Below are 19,711 nucleotides of genomic sequence, written 5' to 3'. Positions count from 1 at the left end.
GAAAACAGTACTTTTCTTTTGTGGAAAAGAAGCAACACGATTTTGTATCCAGTATATGAAAATACGTCATAAAAAGAAAAGTATACACTAAGCCCTATAGGGTGGCTTCGCACCACCTTTAGAAAGAAGAATAACGTGAAATTTAATGAATTAAACTTGTCTGCTGATTTGCTAGCAGAGATTGAAAAAGCTGGTTTTGTAGAAGCTAGTCCGATCCAAGAACAAACTATTCCCTTGGCCCTTGAAGGCAAGGACGTTATCGGTCAAGCTCAGACTGGTACAGGAAAAACTGCAGCCTTTGGCTTGCCTACCCTTGAAAAAATCCGTACAGAAGAAGCGACCATCCAAGCCTTGGTGATTGCACCAACTCGTGAACTCGCTGTCCAAAGTCAAGAAGAACTCTTCCGATTTGGTCGTAGTAAGGGAGTCAAAGTCCGTTCAGTATATGGCGGATCAAGCATCGAAAAACAAATTAAGGCTCTTAAATCGGGTGCCCATATCGTGGTGGGAACTCCAGGTCGCCTCTTAGACTTGATTAAACGCAAGGCCTTGAAATTACAAGATATTGAAACTCTTATCCTTGACGAAGCCGATGAAATGCTCAACATGGGCTTCCTTGAAGACATTGAAGCTATCATCTCCCGTGTCCCTGAAAATCGACAAACTTTGCTTTTCTCAGCAACTATGCCAGATGCCATCAAACGTATCGGTGTTCAATTTATGAAAGAACCTGAGCATGTGAAGATTGCTGCTAAGGAATTGACAACAGAATTGGTTGACCAATACTACATCCGTGTTAAAGAACAAGAAAAATTTGATACCATGACTCGTCTCATGGATGTGGAACAACCAGAACTTGCTATCGTATTTGGTCGTACCAAACGCCGTGTGGATGAATTGACTCGTGGACTTAAAATTCGTGGCTTCCGTGCAGAAGGAATTCATGGCGACTTGGATCAAAACAAACGTCTTCGTGTCCTTCGTGACTTCAAAAACGGCAATCTTGATGTTTTGGTTGCGACAGACGTTGCAGCGCGTGGTTTGGATATTTCAGGTGTGACCCATGTCTATAACTACGACATTCCACAAGATCCTGAAAGTTATGTTCACCGTATCGGTCGTACAGGTCGTGCTGGTAAATCAGGTCAATCTATTACTTTTGTTGCTCCAAACGAAATGGGCTACCTTCAAATTATTGAAAACTTGACTAAGAAACGCATGAAAGGTCTCAAACCTGCAAGTGCAGAAGAAGCCTTCCAAGCTAAAAAACAAGTAGCTCTCAAGAAAATCGAACGTGATTTTGCAGATGAAACCATTCGTGCCAACTTTGAGAAATTTGGTAAGGATGCTCGTAAGCTAGCTGCCGAATTTACTCCAGAAGAATTGGCAATGTATATCTTGAGTCTGACTGTTCAAGATCCAGATAGCCTTCCTGAAGTGGAGATTGCACGTGAAAAACCACTGCCATTTAAACCATCAGGTAATGGCTTCGGTGGTAAAGCTAAGGGAGGTCGTCGTGGAGATGACCGTCGTGATAATCGCCGTGGAGACAACCGTCGTGGTGATCGCCGTGATGATTTCAAAAAAGGAAGTCGTGGCAACGATCGTTTTGATAAGGAAAAACGTTACCGTAAGGATAATAAAAAACCACGCAATACCTCAAGCGAAAAGAAAACAGGCTTTGTTATTCGTAACAAGGGAGATAAATAAGAAAAAGCGGTTCAAAATGAATCGCTTTTTTATATAAGGAGACCGAATGTGAAAAGATAATACTCTTCGAAAATCTCTTCAAACCTAGTCAACGTCGCCTTGCCGTAGATATGTTACTGACTTCGTCNNNTTGAGCAGCCTGCGGCTAGTTTCCTAGTTTGCTCTTTGATTTTCATTGAGTATAAATAAAATTGTTGTATTATCTTTTTATAATGTTATAATACACAAAAATAGGGGGCTTGTCAATAGAAAAGAAGCAATTTAATTAAAAATATTCTTGTTTTTTCAAATTGCAATTAAATAAGCAATTTTCAGATAATTATTGAAAAAGAGACGTTTTTATGTTATAATGATAGCGATTAAATTCGAGGTGAAAAATGGCACATTTATTAGAAAAAACAAGAAAGATTACATCAATTTTGAAGCGCTCAGAGGAGCAGTTGCAGGATGAGCTTCCTTACAACGCTATTACGCGTCAGTTAGCGGATATTATTCATTGCAATGCCTGCATTATCAATAGTAAGGGACGTCTGCTTGGCTATTTTATGCGTTATAAAACAAATACAGATCGCGTAGAGCAATTCTTCCAAACTAAGATTTTCCCAGATGACTACGTTCAAGGGGCTAATATGATTTACGAAACAGAAGCAAACTTGCCTGTTGAGCATGATATGAGTATTTTCCCTGTTGAGAGTAGAGATGATTTTCCAGATGGCTTGACGACTATTGCACCGATTCATGTATCGGGGATTCGCCTTGGTTCTTTGATTATTTGGCGCAATGATAAAAAATTCGAAGATGAGGACTTGATTCTTGTTGAGATTGCCAGTACCGTTGTTGGGATTCAGCTTCTTAACTTCCAGCGTGAAGAAGATGAGAAAAATATCCGTCGCCGTACTGCTGTCACTATGGCGGTTAATACCCTTTCTTACTCCGAACTCCGTGCTGTTTCAGCAATTTTAGGAGAATTAAATGGAAATGAAGGGCAGTTGACTGCGTCTGTAATTGCAGACCGTATCGGAATCACTCGTTCTGTGATTGTCAATGCTCTGCGTAAACTTGAATCTGCGGGGATTATTGAAAGTCGCTCTCTTGGAATGAAGGGAACCTATCTTAAGGTCTTGATTTCAGATATTTTTGAAGAAGTGAAGAAAAGAGATTACTAATGACTAAGGCTTTGATTTCGATTGATTATACAGAAGATTTTGTTGCTGATAGTGGTAAATTGACAGCAGGGGCTCCAGCTCAAGCTATTTCAGAAGCCATTAGCAAGGTGACTCGATTAGCTTTTGAACGTGGAGACTACGTCTTCTTTACCATTGATGCTCACGAAGAAAACGATTGTTTTCATCCAGAAAGTAAACTATTTCCTCCTCACAATTTGATTGGGACGAGCGGACGGAATTTATATGGAGATTTGGGGACCTTTTATCAAGAGCATGGTTCAGACAGTCGTGTCTTTTGGATGGATAAACGCCATTACTCAGCTTTTTCAGGGACTGACCTGGATATCCGTTTGAGAGAGCGTCGAATTTCTACCGTTATCTTAACAGGTGTCTTGACGGATATCTGTGTCCTACATACAGCTATAGATGCCTATAATCTAGGATATGACATCGAGATTGTTAAACCAGCTGTTGCTTCCATCTGGCCTGAAAATCATCAATTTGCCCTAGGTCATTTCAAAAACACACTTGGAGCTAAGTTAGTAGATGAAAATCTAAATGAAATTTTAGAGTAATTTGGTTAATGAAATGAAAAAATTTGAAAAAAGTGTTGACAAGCATCCCAAAAGTTGATATACTAGTAAAGTAATCGACGCGGGGATGGCGGAATTGGCAGACGCGCAGGACTAAGGATCCTGTGACCGCTTTAGGTCGTGAGGGTTCAAGTCCCTCTCTCCGCATAGGATAAGAGTTAGCTTAGGCTAGCTCTTTTGTTTTTTATCTAACTTTACATAGAGCAAAAAAATTGTTGTTCTTTTTTCGTATTTCATAAACATTTCATATTTGGATTTTATAATAGTCTTACAAATATGGAGGTGACAAATGAATCCAATCCAAAGAGCTTGGGCTTATGTCAGCAGAAAACGACTGAGAAGTTTTATTTTATTTCTGATTTTATTGGTCCTATTGGCCGGAATTTCAGCCTGTTTGACTCTGATGAAGTCCAACAAAACAGTTGAAACCAATCTTTACAAATCACTCAACACATCTTTTTCTATTAAAAAGATAGAAAACGGACAGACTTTTAAGTTGTCGGACCTAGCATCTGTAAGCAAGATTAAGGGACTAGAAAATGTTTCTCCTGAACTGGAGACGGTCGCAAAACTAAAAGACAAGGAAGCAGTGAGTGGCGAGCAGAGCGTGGAGCGTGATGATTTATCAGCTGCAGACAAGAACTTGGTTAGCTTAATGGCTTTTGAAGATTCATCAAAGGATGTTACCTTTACCAGCTCGGCTTTCAACTTAAAAGAAGGGCGACATCTTCAAAAAGGAGATTCAAAGAAAATCATCATCCACGAAGAGCTGGCTAAGAAGAATAGTCTTTCCCTTCATGACAAGATTGCCTTAGATGCTGGTCAGTCAGAAGCTGGTAAAGGACAAACAGTAGAATTTGAGATTGTCGGCATCTTTTCTGGTAAAAAACAAGAGAAATTCACAGGCTTATCTTCCGACTTCAGTGAAAACCAAGTCTTTACAGACTATGAAAGTAGCCAAATCCTTTTGGGAAATGGTGAACCTCAAGTCAGTGCAGCTCGCTTCTATGTAGAAAATCCTAAGGAAATGGACGAACTTATGAAGCAGGTGGAAAACTTAGCCTTGGAAAGTCAAGGCTACCAAGTCGAGAAGGAAAGCAAGGCTTTTGAACAAATCAAAGACTCAGTAGCAACCTTCCAAACCTTTCTGACCATCTTCCTTTATGGGATGTTGATAGCAGGAGCAGGAGCCTTAATTCTGGTCTTGTCTCTCTGGTTGAGAGAAAGGGTCTACGAAGTGGGAATTTTACTTGCACTTGGCAAAGGCAAAAGCTCGATTTTCCTACAGTTCTGTTTAGAGGTAGTTTTGGTATCTCTTGGAGCTTTACTTCCAGCATTTGTTGCAGGCAACGCAATCACAACTTACCTACTACAAACCCTACTAGCAAGTGGAGACCAGGCAGCCCTACAAGACACGCTAGCTAAAGCAAGCAGTTTATCAACCAGTATCCTATCTTTTGCAGAATCCTATGTTTTTCTAGTTCTGCTTAGTTGCTTATCTGTAGCTCTTTGTTTCCTATTCTTATTTAGAAAATCGCCTAAAGAAATTTTATCATCTATTAGTTAATACTCTTCGAAAATCTCTTCAAACCGCGTTAGCTTCGCCTTGCCGTACTCAAGTACAGCCTGCGGCTAGATTCCTAGTTTGCTCCTTGATTTTCATTGAGTATAAGAAGGAGAAATCATGACTTTATTACAATTACAAGACCTTACCTACCGTTATAAGAACACTGCTGAAGCAGTCCTATATCAGATTAATTATCATTTTGAACCCGGAAAATTTTACAGTATTATTGGGGAGTCAGGAGCAGGAAAATCCACTCTCTTATCTCTACTTGCTGGTCTAGATAGTCCTGTTGAAGGTTCTATCCTTTTTCAAGGAGAGGACATTCGTAAGAAGGGCTATTCCTACCATCGCATGCACCATATTTCCCTGGTCTTTCAAAATTATAACTTGATAGATTATCTTTCTCCACTGGAAAATATCCGCTTGGTCAACAAAAAGGCCAGCAAGGAGACTCTTCTTGAACTTGGTCTTGACGAAAGTCAGATCAAGCGAAATGTTCTCCAGTTATCAGGTGGGCAACAGCAACGTGTTGCTATTGCTCGCAGTTTGGTCTCAGAAGCTCCAGTTATTCTTGCAGATGAGCCAACAGGAAATCTAGACCCTAAAACTGCTGGAGATATTATCGAACTGCTCAAATCACTTGCCCAGAAAACAGGTAAATGTGTCATCGTCGTAACTCACAGCAAAGAAGTGGCACAAGCGTCAGACATTACACTTGAGTTGAAGGATAAGAAACTGACTGAAACTCGCAATACTACGAAATAATACGAGCTTTTTCTGTTAGAACTATAAAATAGAACAACATCTAGAAAGGGAACCTATGTTACACAATGCATTTGCCTATGTTACAAGGAAGTTTTTCAAATCGATTGTCATCTTCCTGATTATTCTCCTCATGGCGAGCTTGAGTTTGGTCGGCTTGTCGATCAAGGGAGCTACTGCCAAGGCTTCTCAGGAGACTTTTAAAAATATCACTAACAGCTTCTCCATGCAAATCAATCGTCGCGTCAATCAAGGAACGCCTCGTGGTGCTGGGAATATCAAGGGTGAGGATATCAAAAAAATCACCGAAAACAAGGCCATTGAGTCTTATGTGAAACGCATCAACGCTATCGGAGATTTGACTGGATATGAACTTATCGAAACGCCAGAAACCAAGAAAAATCTGACTCCTGACCGTGCTAAACATTTTGGAAGTAGCTTGATGATTACAGGTGTCAATGACTCCTCTAAAGAAGACAAGTTTGTTTCCGGTTCTTATAAGCTGGTCGAAGGTGAGCACCTAACCAACGATGACAAAGACAAGATTCTCATGCACAAGGACTTGGCAGCCAAACACGGCTGGAAAGTAGGGGATAAGGTCAAACTAGACTCTAATATCTACGATGCCGACAATGAAAAAGGTGCCAAGGAAACAGTCGAAGTGACAATCAAGGGACTCTTTGATGGTCACAACAAGTCGGCAGTTACCTACTCACAAGAACTCTATGAAAACACAGCTATCACAGACATCCATACAGCTGCTAAACTATATGGTTACACAGAAGACACAGCTATTTATGGGGACGCAACCTTCTTTGTAACAGCGGACAAGAACTTGGATGATGTTATGAAAGAGTTGAATGGCATAAGTGGTATCAACTGGAAGAGCTATACACTGGTGAAGAGCTCGTCTAACTATCCAGCCCTTGAGCAATCTATCTCTGGTATGTACAAGATGGCCAACCTCCTCTTCTGGGGTAGCTTGAGTTTCTCAGTTCTTCTCCTTGCCCTCTTGCTCAGCCTTTGGATCAATGCCCGTCGCAAGGAAGTGGGAATTCTCCTCTCTATCGGTCTCAAGCAGGCAAGTATCTTGGGGCAATTCATCACCGAATCCATCTTGATTGCTATCCCTGCTCTCGTTTCTGCTTATTTCCTAGCCAACTACACAGCGCGTGCGATTGGAAATACTGTTCTTGCCAATGTCACTTCAGGTGTTGCCAAACAGGCTAGCAAGGCGGCTCAAGCCTCTAACCTTGGTGGTGGTGCAGAAGTAGATGGCTTTAGCAAGACCTTGTCGAGCCTAGATATTTCTATTCAGACATCAGACTTTATCATCGTCTTTGTTCTAGCCTTGGTTCTAGTGGTTCTCGTTATGGCGCTTGCTTCAAGCAATCTCCTCAGAAAACAACCAAAAGAGCTTTTGCTGGATGGTGAATAATACTGATGCCAGACTGAAAAATGAGGCTAGCAACTGAAAGTTTTAAAATGATAAATGAAGCAGAAAGCAATGGTGAAAATCATTGCTTTCAGTTGCTTTCGTTGTACTTTAGTGTTTAAATATGATATACTAAAGCTATGGAATTTATTAGAAAGGAGTTTCGCAACTTATATATGGAATTGTGCATAAAAATCTATAGAAATCTTATCTTGAAAATAGATAGATAAATCTGTAGAAGCCTATCCATATCGCAAACATAGGCTAGTAGACCTAGGCAGGGTCTACCTTGGAAAATATAGAATAGTGAGGAAAAATAAACATTATGAGACAAACAAATGTTAGAGGAAGCTTGTCCCTCCGTGGCTTTAGAAAATTGAGAACTGGTGCAATTGTTGCGACAGGTGTGATTTTGCTAGGTCTGGGCTTTTTAGCTCCAACTGTATCAGCCAGTGAACAAGATGGTGTTTGGGTAGCCAGAACAGTTGAGGAAGTGAAAGATGACCTTCAAAAAGAAGGTGATTTATTTAAGTATGTTATTAAGTGGGGAGATACATTAAGTGTTATCAGCGAAGCAAGTAATATCCCTGTAGATGTACTCCAAGAAATGAATCAAGCTTCAGGCAAGAATTTATTCTTACCGCACAATGAATTGTACTTTACCGAAGCTGAAACGGTTTCAGATACAGTCACAAAACACAAGATTGTCATCAAAGAAAGCGGTGCAAGTGGCGAAGTTCGCACTTACGAAGTCTTGCTCAAGAAAGATCAGGAAACAAAAGATGTTACCTTTGAATTAACAGATGTCACTGAGAAAGTTGAAAAAATGACTGTGAACTATAGCTCAGTCTATCAGCCTGTATCAGCTCCAGTAGCGCCAAAAGCAGAACACGCAGCGACTACCCCAGCACCAAAAGCGGAAGAACCAACGGCCTCAGCACCGAAAGACGATGAATCAGCTTCTTCGGTTGAATCTCCATCGACAAGTAATCATTCAGAAGAGTCTGGAGCGCCATCTACAACTCCTACAGGTGACTCAACAGCTACCCAACCAAGTGATTCAACATCGTCACCGGTAACCCCAAGTGAAGAAGCACCGGTCACATCAGGCGATACCAATTCCACTACACAGCCAGCTGGAGAAACAGGTAAATCTGAAACAACATCAGAATCTTCCAATACTCCATCTGCAGATGCTACAAATGAATCAGGGAATTCAGAGTCATCAAGTTCAGTAACAGATGATACTTCTTCAAACACAGGAACTGCAGATCAACCTGAAACTTCAGCTCCAAAAACCGAAGCAACAGCTCCAAAACCAAGTGATTCAACATCGTCACCGGTAACCCCAAGTGAAGAAACACCGGTCGCTTCAGGCGATACCAATTCTACTGCACAGCCAGCTGGAGAAACAGGTAACTCTGAAACAACTGCAGAACCTTCCAATACTCCATCTGCGGAAGCTACAAATGAATCAGGGAATGCAGCAGAATCAAGTCCAGTAACAGATAACGCCCCTTCAAACACAGGGACTACAGAACAACCTGTAGCTTCAAACCCAAGTTCTGAAGAACCAGTGGCTCCAGCACCGAAAAACGATGAATCAGGTTCTTCGGTTGAATCTCCAACGACAAGTAATCATTCAGAAGAGTCTGGAGCGCCATCTACAACTCCTACAGGCGACTCAACAGCTACCCAACCAAGTGATTCAACATCGTCACCGGTCACATCAGGCGATACCAATTCTACTACACAGCCAGCTGGAGCAACAGGTAACTCTGAAACAACTGCAGAACCTTCCAATACTCCATCTGCGGAAGCTACAAATGAATCAGGGAATGCAGCAGAATCAAGTTCAGTAACAGACAACGCCCCTTCAAACACAGGGGCTGCAGATCAACCTGTAGCTTCAAATTCAAGTTCTGAATCACCGGCGACCTCAGCACCCAAAGCAGAAGAATCAGCAACAACTGAGCCGAAAGCGGAAGAGCTAACTTCTGAAGAAGCAAAAGCTAAAAAGGAACTAGCAGATGCACAAAAAGATGGGGAAGATATTATTAATGAACGAGTATCTTCAAAACTAGGTGAAATAGAAAAAGTTAAAGACGAAGCCGAAAAAGAAAAATTAAAAGCGGAATTAAAAACATTAAAAGAAGACGCATTAGCCGCAATAAATAATGCTAAAGATCATGATGCAGCAGTAGCTGCTGCGGATGAATATCAAACTAAAATTGATGAAATTAATGTTCCAGGTGAAGAATTACCAGCACCAAACTATAATAAAGATAATTTAACAAATGGCCGTAATGAAGGTACTACTATTGACAATGGAAGTACGGTAATAGGTCATGGTTCAGGTGAAGCTACCTCAACAACTCCGACACAGCCTGCTAGTGAAGAAAGCACGACTTCGACAGCATCTCCAACACAACCTTCTTCAACTTCAGAAGGGGCTTCAAGTTTTAGAAATGCCCCATCGGTTCAAGCAAGAGCAAGAAGAGTGGCACGTTCAACATCAGAACCAGATGGAACTGTAAATATTAGCTATAACTTCGCTGGAATGCCAGATATTCATGGCTTCCTATCTGATCCAGGAGAAAATAACACTGTCACAATTCCTGCAGGAACGAGTGAAGCACAGGCAAAAGAATTAGTAAAAGAAAAAATTCAAGCAAAGATAAAAGACTTAGCTGCTAGAGGGTATTATGTGAAAAATGACATTATTTTTGAACAAGATACTACTGTGAAAAATTATAACTATGTCGTTACATTCACTAAGGAGGCTACAGGAACTTCAGGTTTCAGAATGGCTCCAGCAGTTCAACCACGCGCTAGCAGAAATCGTAGAAGTATAGAACAACCAGTTCCTCAAAAGGTCAAAGTCAATGTTTTTTATAACTTTGATCAAATGAAAGATATTGCAGGTTTCCTAGGAGATATCAATGGAACTTCTCTTGAAATTGCGGAAGGTTTATCAAATGAACAGGTTAAAGCAGCTGTCAAGAGCCAAGTTGATGCTAAGAAGGAAGAGTTGAGCAAACGCGGCTATACTTTCAAAGAGGACTATGTCTATCAAGCTAATGGGAAAGATTATAACTACGTTGTAACATTTTCAAAAGCAACCAAATAACCTTCATTCCACAGAGAGTGAAATGTGAGCAGAGAGAGCGATAGGCTCTCTTTGTTTTATCTAGTGGTCAGTTGCTTACAGACAAAAGGCCAGTAAGAGGCTATAATAGAAAATAGAGTAGGTATTTATTCTAAGAAAAATAAAAAATAGAGAGCAGTTAAAGTATGAAAATTTTAATTGTAGAAGATGAAGAGATGATCCGTGAGGGGGTCAGTGACTATTTGACGGATTGTGGCTATGAAACCATTGAGGCTGCAGATGGTCAGGAAGCCTTAGAAAAATTTTCCAGCTATGAAGTAGCCTTGGTTTTACTGGATATCCAGATGCCCAAGCTTAATGGCCTAGAAGTGCTAGCTGAGATTCGCAAAACCAGCCAAGTCCCTGTCCTGATGCTGACCGCCTTTCAGGATGAGGAATACAAGATGAGTGCCTTTGCCTCTCTGGCAGATGGCTATCTGGAAAAACCTTTCTCCCTCTCCCTCTTAAAAGTGAGGGTGGACGCGATTTTCAAGCGCTACTATGATACAGGACGAATCTTCTCTTATAAGGATGCCAAGGTGGATTTTGAGAGCTACAGTGCCAGCCTCGCAGGTCAAGAAGTGCCTATCAATGCCAAAGAGTTGGAAATTCTTGATTATTTAGTGAAAAATGAAGGACGAGCCTTGACTCGATCTCAGATAATCGATGCCGTCTGGAAAGCGACAGATGAGGTTCCCTTTGACCGCGTCATTGATGTTTATATCAAGGAATTGCGGAAAAAACTAGACCTGGACTGCATCCTCACTGTGCGCAATGTTGGTTATAAATTGGAGCGAAAATGAAACGAACAGGTTTATTTACAAAGATATTTATCTATACCTTCTCGATTTTTAGTGTTCTGGTTATTTGCCTCCATTTAGCCATTTATTTTCTCTTTCCCTCGACTTATCTGAGCCACCGTCAAGAAACTATTGGTCAGAAAGCGACAGCCATTGCCCAGTCCCTAGAAGGGAAAGACAGGCAGAGTATCGAGCAAGTCTTAGACTTGTATTCCCAGACCAGTGAGATCAAGGGGGCCGTCAAGGGCGAGATGACCGAGGACAAGTTAGAAATCAAGGACAGCCTTCCTCTGGACACAGATCGCCAAACCACCTCCCTCTTTATTGAGGAGCGTGAGGTAAAAACGCAGGACGGTGGTACCATGACTCTCCAGTTTCTAGCGTCCATGGATTTGCAAAAGGAAGCAGAGCAAATCAGTCTCCAATTTCTCCCGTATACCTTGCTGGCATCCTTTCTGATTTCTCTGTTGGTAGCCTACATATATGCTCGGACCATTGTGGCCCCGATATTGGAAATCAAGCGGGTGACCCGACGGATGATGGATTTGGATGCCCAAGTGCGATTGCGCGTGGATTCTAGAGATGAGATTGGTGATCTCAAGGAACAAATCAATAGTCTCTACCAGCATCTTTTGACTGTTATTGCGGACTTGCATGACAAGAATGAAGCCATTCTCCAGCTGGAGAAGATGAAGGTCGAATTCCTACGAGGTGCTTCTCATGAATTGAAGACACCTCTGGCTAGTTTGAAAATCCTGATTGAAAACATGAAAGAAAATGTCGGTCGCTATAAGGACAGAGACCACTATCTGGGAGTTGCTTTGGGGATTGTGGATGAGCTCAATCACCACGTTCTCCAGATACTTTCTCTCTCGTCTGTGCAGGAATTGCGAGATGATAGGGAAACAATTGACCTCCTCCAGATGACGCAAAGTCTAGTCAAGGATTATGCCTTGCTAGCCAAGGAAAGAGAACTCCAGATTGACAATAGCTTGACCCACCAGCAAGCTTATCTAAATCCATCTGTCATGAAATTGATTCTGTCTAACCTTATCAGCAATGCTATCAAGCACTCTGTTCCAGGTGGCTTGGTTCGAATTGGAGAAAGAGAAGGGGAATTTTTTATAGAAAATAGCTGCAGTCCTGAAGAACAAGAAAAACTAGCCCAATCTTTTTCTGATAATGCTAGTCGCAAGGCCAAGGGGTCTGGTATGGGCCTCTTTGTGGTCAAAAGTCTATTGGAACATGAAAAATTAGCTTATCGTTTTGAGATGGCGGAGAATCGTTTAACCTTCTTTATAGCTTTTCCAAAAGTCGCTCAAGAATAGGTGTAGAAAGGGTTTACATAGATGAAGCTAGAAGAAATTCAATCGAAACTGCGGGAAAAACTAGATTTTTTTGTCAAAAAGTGATAAAATGAACAATGTAAATGGGATGACCCATAAAAATATACAGGAGGCCTGATAAAATGGCAATCGTTTCAGCAGAAAAATTTGTCCAAGCAGCTCGTGACAACGGTTATGCAGTTGGTGGATTTAACACAAACAACCTTGAGTGGACTCAAGCTATCTTGCGCGCAGCAGAAGCTAAAAAAGCTCCAGTTTTGATCCAAACTTCAATGGGTGCTGCTAAATACATGGGTGGTTACAAAGTTGCTCGCAACTTGATCGCTAACCTTGTTGAATCAATGGGTATCACTGTACCAGTAGCTATCCACCTTGACCACGGTCACTACGAAGATGCACTTGAGTGTATCCGAGTTGGTTATACTTCAGTTATGTTTGATGGTTCACACCTTCCAGTTGAAGAAAACCTTGAAAAAGCTCGTAAAGTTGTAGAATTTGCTCATGCAAATGGTGTATCAGTGGAAGCTGAAGTTGGTACTATCGGTGGTGAAGAAGACGGAATCATCGGTGATGGTGAATTGGCTCCAATCGAAGACGCTAAAGCAATGGTTGAAACTGGTATCGACTTCTTGGCAGCTGGTATTGGTAACATCCACGGTCCTTACCCAGCAAACTGGAAAGGTCTTCACCTTGATCACTTGCAAAAATTGACAGAAGCTCTTCCTGGATTCCCAATCGTATTGCACGGTGGATCAGGTATTCCTGATGAGCAAATCCAAGCAGCTATCAAACTTGGTGTTGCCAAAGTTAACGTTAACACAGAATGCCAAATCGCATTCGCTAACGCAACTCGTAAATTTGCTCGTGACTACGAAGCAAACGAAGCAGAATACGACAAGAAAAAACTCTTCGACCCACGTAAATTCTTGGCTGACGGTGTAAAAGCTATCCAAGCATCAGTTGAAGAACGTATCGACGTATTCGGTTCAGAAGGTAAAGCATAAGAAGCTTGTAAAAGCTTGATATAAAAAGGTTTATCTGATTTGGATAAACCTTTTTTCTTTGTTTTTCCACAAATTTGCCACACTTATATAGTTAACGAATCTAAAACAGGAATGATTACTTCTTTTGTTTTTTGTGTAACGTGCAAATAGATATCTGTAACACTACTTCCTCTTGTGTGTCCTACACGATTTTGAATTGCTTCGAAAAATGTTAGAACAGGTCGCTATTCGTCTTAGACGATCAGGTAAGAAAACAACTGTTGTCTCAATTCATGTAGGCTATTCCAAACAGGAAAATAAAAAATCAATCAACACACAAAAAAAGAACGAAGCAACTAATCATACGGACACGCTAACTAATGTAGTTTTACAGTTATTTCATCAGAAATACAGTTCAGGTGCTGTAAGGAACGTTGCCGTCAACTATTCGGGTCTAGTGTATGAATTGTTTGGACTAGTTTCTTTATTTGATGATGTTGAAAAAATAGAAAAAGAAGAAAGGCTCCAATCAGCGATTGACAGCATACGAGATCAGTTTGGGTTCACTTCACTTTTAAAAGCCAATGCGCTTGAGTCAGCATCAAGAAGTATCGCTAGAAGTAAACTAATCGGAGGTCATTCTGCTGGTGGACTAGATGGTTTAAAATAATTGATCGTTCCTATTTGCCCTATCAGTCTGCCCGAGAATATCAAGACTCAGGTATGCAAAAGTGGATGGGCTTCTTTTTATCTGAACATACCACATCACTAGGGGAAGAGAAATATCGTGTCGATCTAACTAGTGACTTGAACAGAACAGAAAAATTATTGTTACTTTCTCAGGTTTATGTTGGGAATTTAAAGGGTCGCTTTATAGTCAAACAAAAAACTCAAAAAGTAACTTTGATTGGTGAAGTGAGAGAAATTTCAGCAAAAGAAGTATCCATCAAGACCTATGAAGGATACCGATTGATTCAAGTGGAAGACTTCGTGAGCATACAGTTATTAGAAGAGGTTACCTATGAGTAGAAAAGAACTCTATGAGAATAAATTACAGATGGACTATTTCTCAGACAACTATATTCGATTTGAAGAAGACTTCCAGAAGTATTCTTCAATGGATGTTCCATTAACTTTTCTAGTTGATGACATCCTTAGAACAATGGCAATGAATTAGAAAAACTACTTCAAGTTGAATAAAGAGAACGCCGAGGATGGCAGGGATCATTATTTTTATTTTGAAGTTAGTGAAAGTCAATTAATAAGAAAATTAAGTATATAAATATCAAAGAAAGTAGCAANNNNTTGCTACTTTCTTTGATATAATGGGAAATGATAAACTTAAGGAAGTGAAAAAATATGGCAAACGAAGCAACAGCAACTGACCAATACGTCAGAAGAGAGATAGAAAAATTTGGTATCCGCTATGATGAGCAAGGTTCTTCTCATCCAGAAATTGCTAAAGCGCTAAAAGGAGCTAGCAAACAAGGTAAATCTGGAATTGGAAAGCCTGAATTTGTTATGCAGATCTCAGATTACCTTATTGTGATTGAAGATAAAAGGGACAATGATAAACTTATTAATCTTTCCGGGGATGGTTCTATTGCTAAAGATATTCCATCATTGTCAGGTTTTGCTGTAAATGGTGCTGTACACTACGCAAACCATATCGTAACGAAAACAAGCTCTTTTGATGAAGTAATCGCAATAGGTATTACTGGGGATGAGGAATTTCATAGCATTCAACCTGTATTAGTTTCTATCACTGAAGAAGGAATTACTGAAAAAAAACTTCCAAAGTTAACTGATCTTCAGGAACTTCATCCAAACAATATAAATGAATGGTATTCAGTAAATGTACTTGAAGAATATTCTATTGAGCAAAAACGTATTTTTGAATTGCAAAATGTTTCAAAAGAATTACATGAAGATTTACGAAACTACGCTTCGCTCGAAGGTGAGAATAAAGCAACAGTAATTTCTGCAATTCTTTTAGCCCTTAATGAAGAAGATTTTGATATCAAAAAATTAACAGGTAATAAGTATCCTAGAAAAACTGATGGTAGAGAGGATACAACAAGACCAGTAATTGATAATGATGGAATGAGAATTCTAAAAGCAGTTAAAGATTACATTGCATCTGAAGGTGTTTTGCCAGAAGACAAGGTCAATATTCTTCTCAATAAGTTCTCGTTTTTAGAAACGAATGTCCGGCTGAATGAAAAAAACGAGACATTAGGAGTTACACCGCTTCATTATTTTACTAAAAAATTACAAGATAAAGTTATCCATCACTTTAAACAAAATACAGATTACGATATTTTGGGTAATTTCTATGGTGAGTTTGTGAAATATGGTGGAAGTGATGGGAACGGTCTTGGAATTGTTTTGACACCTCACCATATTACGACGCTTATGACGGAATTAATTGATGTGTTACCGACTGATTATGTATTGGATCCTGCTTGCGGTAGTGGTGCTTTTTTGATTTCTGCAATGAATAGAATGACTAAGCTAGCAAAAGATGAGGACGAAATCAAACATATTAAACAGCATCAACTACTGGGGATAGAGTTGCAGGAAAAGATGTTCACCGTAGCGACAACGAACATGATTTTACGAGGGGATGGCAAAAGTAATCTACAGTTAAACGATATGTTTTCTGTTACCGGTGAAGAGATCCAAAAGCAGAGAGTAAATAAAATCTTGTTTAATCCCCCGTATTCCCAAGGGAAAACAGATAAAACTCTAACAGAAATTAATTTTATTCGTCATGCGCTAGATATGCTGGTAACTGGGGGGAAACTAGCGGTGATTGTCCCTCAATCAACTATGGTTGGTAAATCTAAGGAAGAAAAGGAATATAAGAAAAGAATTCTTGAAAAACATACTTTAGATATGGTAATTACTGTAAATAAAAATACTTTCCATGGTGTGGGGACTAATCCTGTTATCGCAATTTTTGAGGCGGGTAAACCACATGATATTGAACGAAAAAAAGTTAAGTTTATAAATTTTGAAGATGATGGATTTGTAGTGAGAAAACACATAGGTCTGATTGATGACGATTCGGCCAAGGAGAAAAGACGCTTCCTCTTTGATGTAATCAATGGTAACGAGGAGGATTATACGACTGAGTTTATGGTAAAATCAACAATCCAAGCAGAGGATGAATGGTTACATAGTTTCTATTATTTTAACGATGAAATTCCAAGTGATGAGGAATTTGAAAAAACAATTGCAGATTATCTGAGTTTCCAATTTGATATGTATACCCATGGTAGAGGCTATTTATTTGAAGAGGTACAGGATGAAGAATAGAAAATGGAAAGAGTTTAGACTCGCAGAGTTATTCCAAGTAAAACGTGGCAAACGTCTTGTCGAAAGTAGTCGTATTGCGGGAATGCGCCCATTTATAACAGCAGGTTTTCATAACAGTGGAATTGCTAGTTTTATTGCAAATAGTGAGCAGGAAATTTTTCCTAAAAACACAATCACGATTGATATGTTTGCAAATGCATTTTACCGTAATTATTCCTATAGTGCAGATGATAATATTCTAGTGTTAATTAATGATGATATTTCAGAAAACTGTAAATTATTTATTACTTCAGTTTTTGATAATGCAAATCAATTTGGTTATGGAAAACAGTATAGACTAGGAAATTTTAAAAGGCAGAAAATTATGCTTCCTGTTACAAATTACGGGACGCCTGATTGGGCATTTATGGAAGAATATGTTCAAATCAAATATAATCAAATTAAGGACACCTATAAGTTTCCTGAACAACATAAAATATCAGATTTTAGAGAATTAGACGAAGTCGAGTGGGGAGAGTTTTTAATATCGGACTATTTCGATGTTAATAAAGAAAGAGGAAGTGAAAGCAACATGGATTCTTTGGCAAAAGGCAACTTACCTTTAATTTCTGCTAGAAAATTTGGAAATGGTCTAAAGGGATTCGTTGAAACTGAACCACGAAAAATTAAATCATCAAATGTGATAACTTGGAATAAAGATGGTGATGGTGGAGCAGGATTAGCCTACTATCAAGAATTTAAGTTTGCAGTTGATTCACATGTGTTTGTACTATATGCAAAATTTCCAGCCAATAAATACAATCAGTTATTTATTGTTACTTTACTTTCTAAATATAAGGAAGTTTTTAATCATGGTAGAGCAAATTCTTTATCAAGGTATAAAGCTGGAAAAATAATGTTACCAAGTAAAGATGGATTACCTGATTTTGTTTTCATGGAACAATACATGAAGCGACTCGAAAATAGAATTATAAAGAACTGGAGATTAAATTAATGGTTTTAATTGAAAGTTCACAAAAGACGGTTGAGGAACTACTAACCTCCTTCACAAATAGTAAGACTCTGGAAGTGCCGCTATATCAGAGAGAGTATTCGTGGGAGGAAAAAAACTGGGAAGAATTTTACAATGACTTTTTACGTGCATATGAAAGAAAAAACTCAACAGATTATTGGGGAAACATATTAATTTATGATAATGGAAGCAGTTACGAAGTTGTTGATGGTCAACAAAGAATAATAACCTTCATTGTTTTTATTCACAGTTTAGGGAAAAAAATTAATAATAATGGAAAAATTCCTTTAAAATTCAAAAATTCTGAGTTAAATAGAGTTTGGGAAAGTTTATTTGATGTGGAAGATAATGGAGTTCCTAAGGAGCTTCATGAACGAAGAGGTAATAATTTTTATCGAGCATTTAGATTCTTCCAACGAAAATTGGCTTCTGAATCAAAACATATGAAGACTCGGTATTTTAATTTCTTAATGCAAACTCAGTTTTCTATAGTTACTTCACAAGACGAAGTTGAGAGTTATTTACTATTTGGTAGATTAAACACAAGAGGGATAAGGCTCACAGATATTGATTTAATTAAATACGAAATTTTTCAGAAGACAGAAAGAACCATGGGTGTCGCAGGTGGTGATTCTGTCTTGGATAAGTGGAATGAAATTCATAGGCAATTAGAAGTTTGTAAGATGAATTTTACGAGATATTTCACAGCGTGGTTTGAAGTTAAGTATAATTTTAGTTCAGAAAATTTATATCAAAATTTTTGCGACATGATAGATGAATCGGATTACCTCAGAATACTGGATGGGTTACTGTATACAGCAAAAAATATTTCTAAACTTATTCTAGATAATACTGGGTCACCGAATAGAATAAAAAGAAACTTAGAGTATCTGATAAAAATATCGAACTCTTCCAAGATATATAATGTAATCATTTCTATAGTAGATATATCATTCGATAGTAAAATTAGGCTCTTTGAAATACTTTCAGTGTATGAATTTGTACGCGCTATTACACCACCTCCAGATACTATGGCTTCTCGTATTGATGGTTGGACACGTCCAGGGATAAGCTATACATATGAGGAAATTGAGGAAGCATATTCTGAGTTTGCATCTAAAATGGCCACACTTGCAACTAATTCAGTAGCAGCGCAAATCAGAACAGATATAGCTGTTTTAAAAGATAAATTAAATAGAAAATTACCTAGCAGGGAAGACTTTATTGATTTCTTTTCAAAATTGAGATATGCAGGTAATGGAGTTTATTTCGATAGAAAAAACGAAGAGATTATGTACTCTAGATATGCGATTTATACGTTAAATAATTGGTTAGAAGTGAGGCGTCCTACTCAAGGAGAGGCATATAGAGTCTATGATGAACCAGAATATAGTATAGAACATATTATTGAGAAATCATTGGGTAATGAACCTGAAGCGTATCAATTCAAAATAGGAAATTTAGTAGTGCTTGAAGATATTATTAATACTAGGTTAAGTGGAGAATGTGATTTATCAAAAAAAATCACAGAATATCAAAATTCGAGCTATCAACAAATAAAAGAATTTCTCAATAAAGAACATAGAAATTTTGATAATCGTTATAGGGCACAGAATGATATTGAATGGGAGATAGATAATTTTTCTGAACAAGCTATTTATCGTAGAGGAAGATATTTAGCGATATGTTTCTATGAAAAAGTAATAGGTTTATTGACTTAGGATTTATAAGTGAGGATGTAGAGAATTAATATTTTTTTCGGGAAAATACTTATTTTTCGGAAAAAAGAACGGTATATATTATGGTAAAATCCACTGATTTATCACTTGACCCTTCTATTAATAAGTTGTACACTGTAATTATATATC

The 19,711-nt window shown here is 38.8% G+C and carries 14 protein-coding genes, 1 tRNA gene and 2 pseudogenes; all 17 read left to right on the top strand.

Going from position 1 to position 19,711, the window contains the following annotated elements; genetic code table 11:
• Positions 1-135 precede the first annotated feature (135 nt).
• Positions 136-1,710: a DEAD/DEAH box helicase gene (locus HT724_RS07515; RefSeq protein ID WP_173276178.1), complete on the top strand. Its 1,575-nt coding sequence runs from the start codon at positions 136-138 to the stop codon at positions 1,708-1,710.
• Between the two features lie 377 nt (positions 1,711-2,087).
• Positions 2,088-2,876 (top strand): GTP-sensing pleiotropic transcriptional regulator CodY, encoded by a 789-nt coding sequence (gene codY, locus HT724_RS07510; protein WP_000940732.1) that lies wholly within the window; start codon positions 2,088-2,090, stop codon positions 2,874-2,876.
• Complete coding sequence (locus HT724_RS07505) at positions 2,876-3,451, top strand: isochorismatase family cysteine hydrolase (protein WP_166728039.1); 576 nt, start codon at positions 2,876-2,878, stop codon at positions 3,449-3,451. Before codY ends, HT724_RS07505 begins: the two co-directional genes overlap by 1 nt.
• A gap of 79 nt (positions 3,452-3,530) precedes the next feature.
• Positions 3,531-3,616: transfer RNA gene (locus HT724_RS07500), tRNA-Leu, on the top strand.
• 142 nt (positions 3,617-3,758) lie between these two features.
• On the top strand, positions 3,759-5,036 hold the full coding sequence (locus HT724_RS07495; protein ID WP_173276177.1) for an ABC transporter permease: 1,278 nt from the start codon (positions 3,759-3,761) through the stop codon (positions 5,034-5,036).
• Between the two features lie 117 nt (positions 5,037-5,153).
• Positions 5,154-5,801, top strand: a complete 648-nt coding sequence (gene vex2 / locus HT724_RS07490) for an ABC transporter ATP-binding subunit Vex2 (RefSeq protein ID WP_173276176.1) — start codon at positions 5,154-5,156, stop codon at positions 5,799-5,801.
• A gap of 55 nt (positions 5,802-5,856) precedes the next feature.
• Positions 5,857-7,236, top strand: coding sequence for an ABC transporter permease subunit Vex3 (gene vex3, locus HT724_RS07485; protein WP_055387837.1), 1,380 nt, complete (start codon positions 5,857-5,859; stop codon positions 7,234-7,236).
• Positions 7,237-7,558: 322 nt separating this feature from the next.
• The gene (locus tag HT724_RS07480; RefSeq protein ID WP_173293573.1) at positions 7,559-10,363 is read left to right on the top strand and encodes a LysM peptidoglycan-binding domain-containing protein; all 2,805 of its coding nucleotides are present in this window, start codon (positions 7,559-7,561) and stop codon (positions 10,361-10,363) included.
• A 164-nt stretch (positions 10,364-10,527) separates the two neighbouring features.
• Positions 10,528-11,184 carry a response regulator transcription factor VncR gene (gene vncR, locus HT724_RS07475; protein WP_173276800.1) on the top strand — a complete coding sequence of 219 codons (657 nt, stop codon included), beginning with the start codon at positions 10,528-10,530 and terminating at the stop codon, positions 11,182-11,184.
• Positions 11,181-12,509 carry a sensor histidine kinase VncS gene (gene vncS / locus HT724_RS07470; protein WP_173276801.1) on the top strand — a complete coding sequence of 443 codons (1,329 nt, stop codon included), beginning with the start codon at positions 11,181-11,183 and terminating at the stop codon, positions 12,507-12,509. The genes vncR and vncS overlap by 4 nt, the downstream gene beginning before the upstream one ends.
• A gap of 140 nt (positions 12,510-12,649) precedes the next feature.
• Positions 12,650-13,531: a class II fructose-bisphosphate aldolase gene (locus HT724_RS07465; RefSeq protein ID WP_173276802.1), complete on the top strand. Its 882-nt coding sequence runs from the start codon at positions 12,650-12,652 to the stop codon at positions 13,529-13,531.
• A 187-nt stretch (positions 13,532-13,718) separates the two neighbouring features.
• A pseudogene (locus tag HT724_RS07460) lies at positions 13,719-14,180 on the top strand (DNA polymerase); the annotation flags it as partial.
• Positions 14,177-14,539, top strand: a complete 363-nt coding sequence (locus HT724_RS07455) for a hypothetical protein (protein WP_173276803.1) — start codon at positions 14,177-14,179, stop codon at positions 14,537-14,539. The pseudogene HT724_RS07460 and the gene HT724_RS07455, both read left to right, overlap by 4 nt.
• Positions 14,532-14,792: pseudogene (locus tag HT724_RS07450) on the top strand (DUF5960 family protein). Before HT724_RS07455 ends, HT724_RS07450 begins: the two are co-directional and overlap by 8 nt.
• A gap of 77 nt (positions 14,793-14,869) precedes the next feature.
• Positions 14,870-16,831 carry an N-6 DNA methylase gene (locus tag HT724_RS07445; RefSeq protein WP_173226533.1) on the top strand — a complete coding sequence of 654 codons (1,962 nt, stop codon included), beginning with the start codon at positions 14,870-14,872 and terminating at the stop codon, positions 16,829-16,831.
• Entirely contained in the window at positions 16,821-17,825 is a 1,005-nt protein-coding gene (locus HT724_RS07440; RefSeq protein ID WP_173226531.1) for a restriction endonuclease subunit S, read from the top strand. The genes HT724_RS07445 and HT724_RS07440 overlap by 11 nt, the downstream gene beginning before the upstream one ends.
• On the top strand, positions 17,825-19,564 hold the full coding sequence (locus HT724_RS07435; RefSeq protein ID WP_173276876.1) for a DUF262 domain-containing protein: 1,740 nt from the start codon (positions 17,825-17,827) through the stop codon (positions 19,562-19,564). Before HT724_RS07440 ends, HT724_RS07435 begins: the two co-directional genes overlap by 1 nt.
• Positions 19,565-19,711: the final 147 nt, after the last annotated feature.

Source organism: Streptococcus sp. k-402, assembly GCF_013277515.1.
In the GTDB taxonomy this organism is placed as follows: Bacteria; Bacillota; Bacilli; order Lactobacillales; family Streptococcaceae; genus Streptococcus.
The sequence above is the reverse complement of the archived record's forward strand: the minus strand, read 5'-3'. Positions and strand labels throughout refer to the sequence as shown.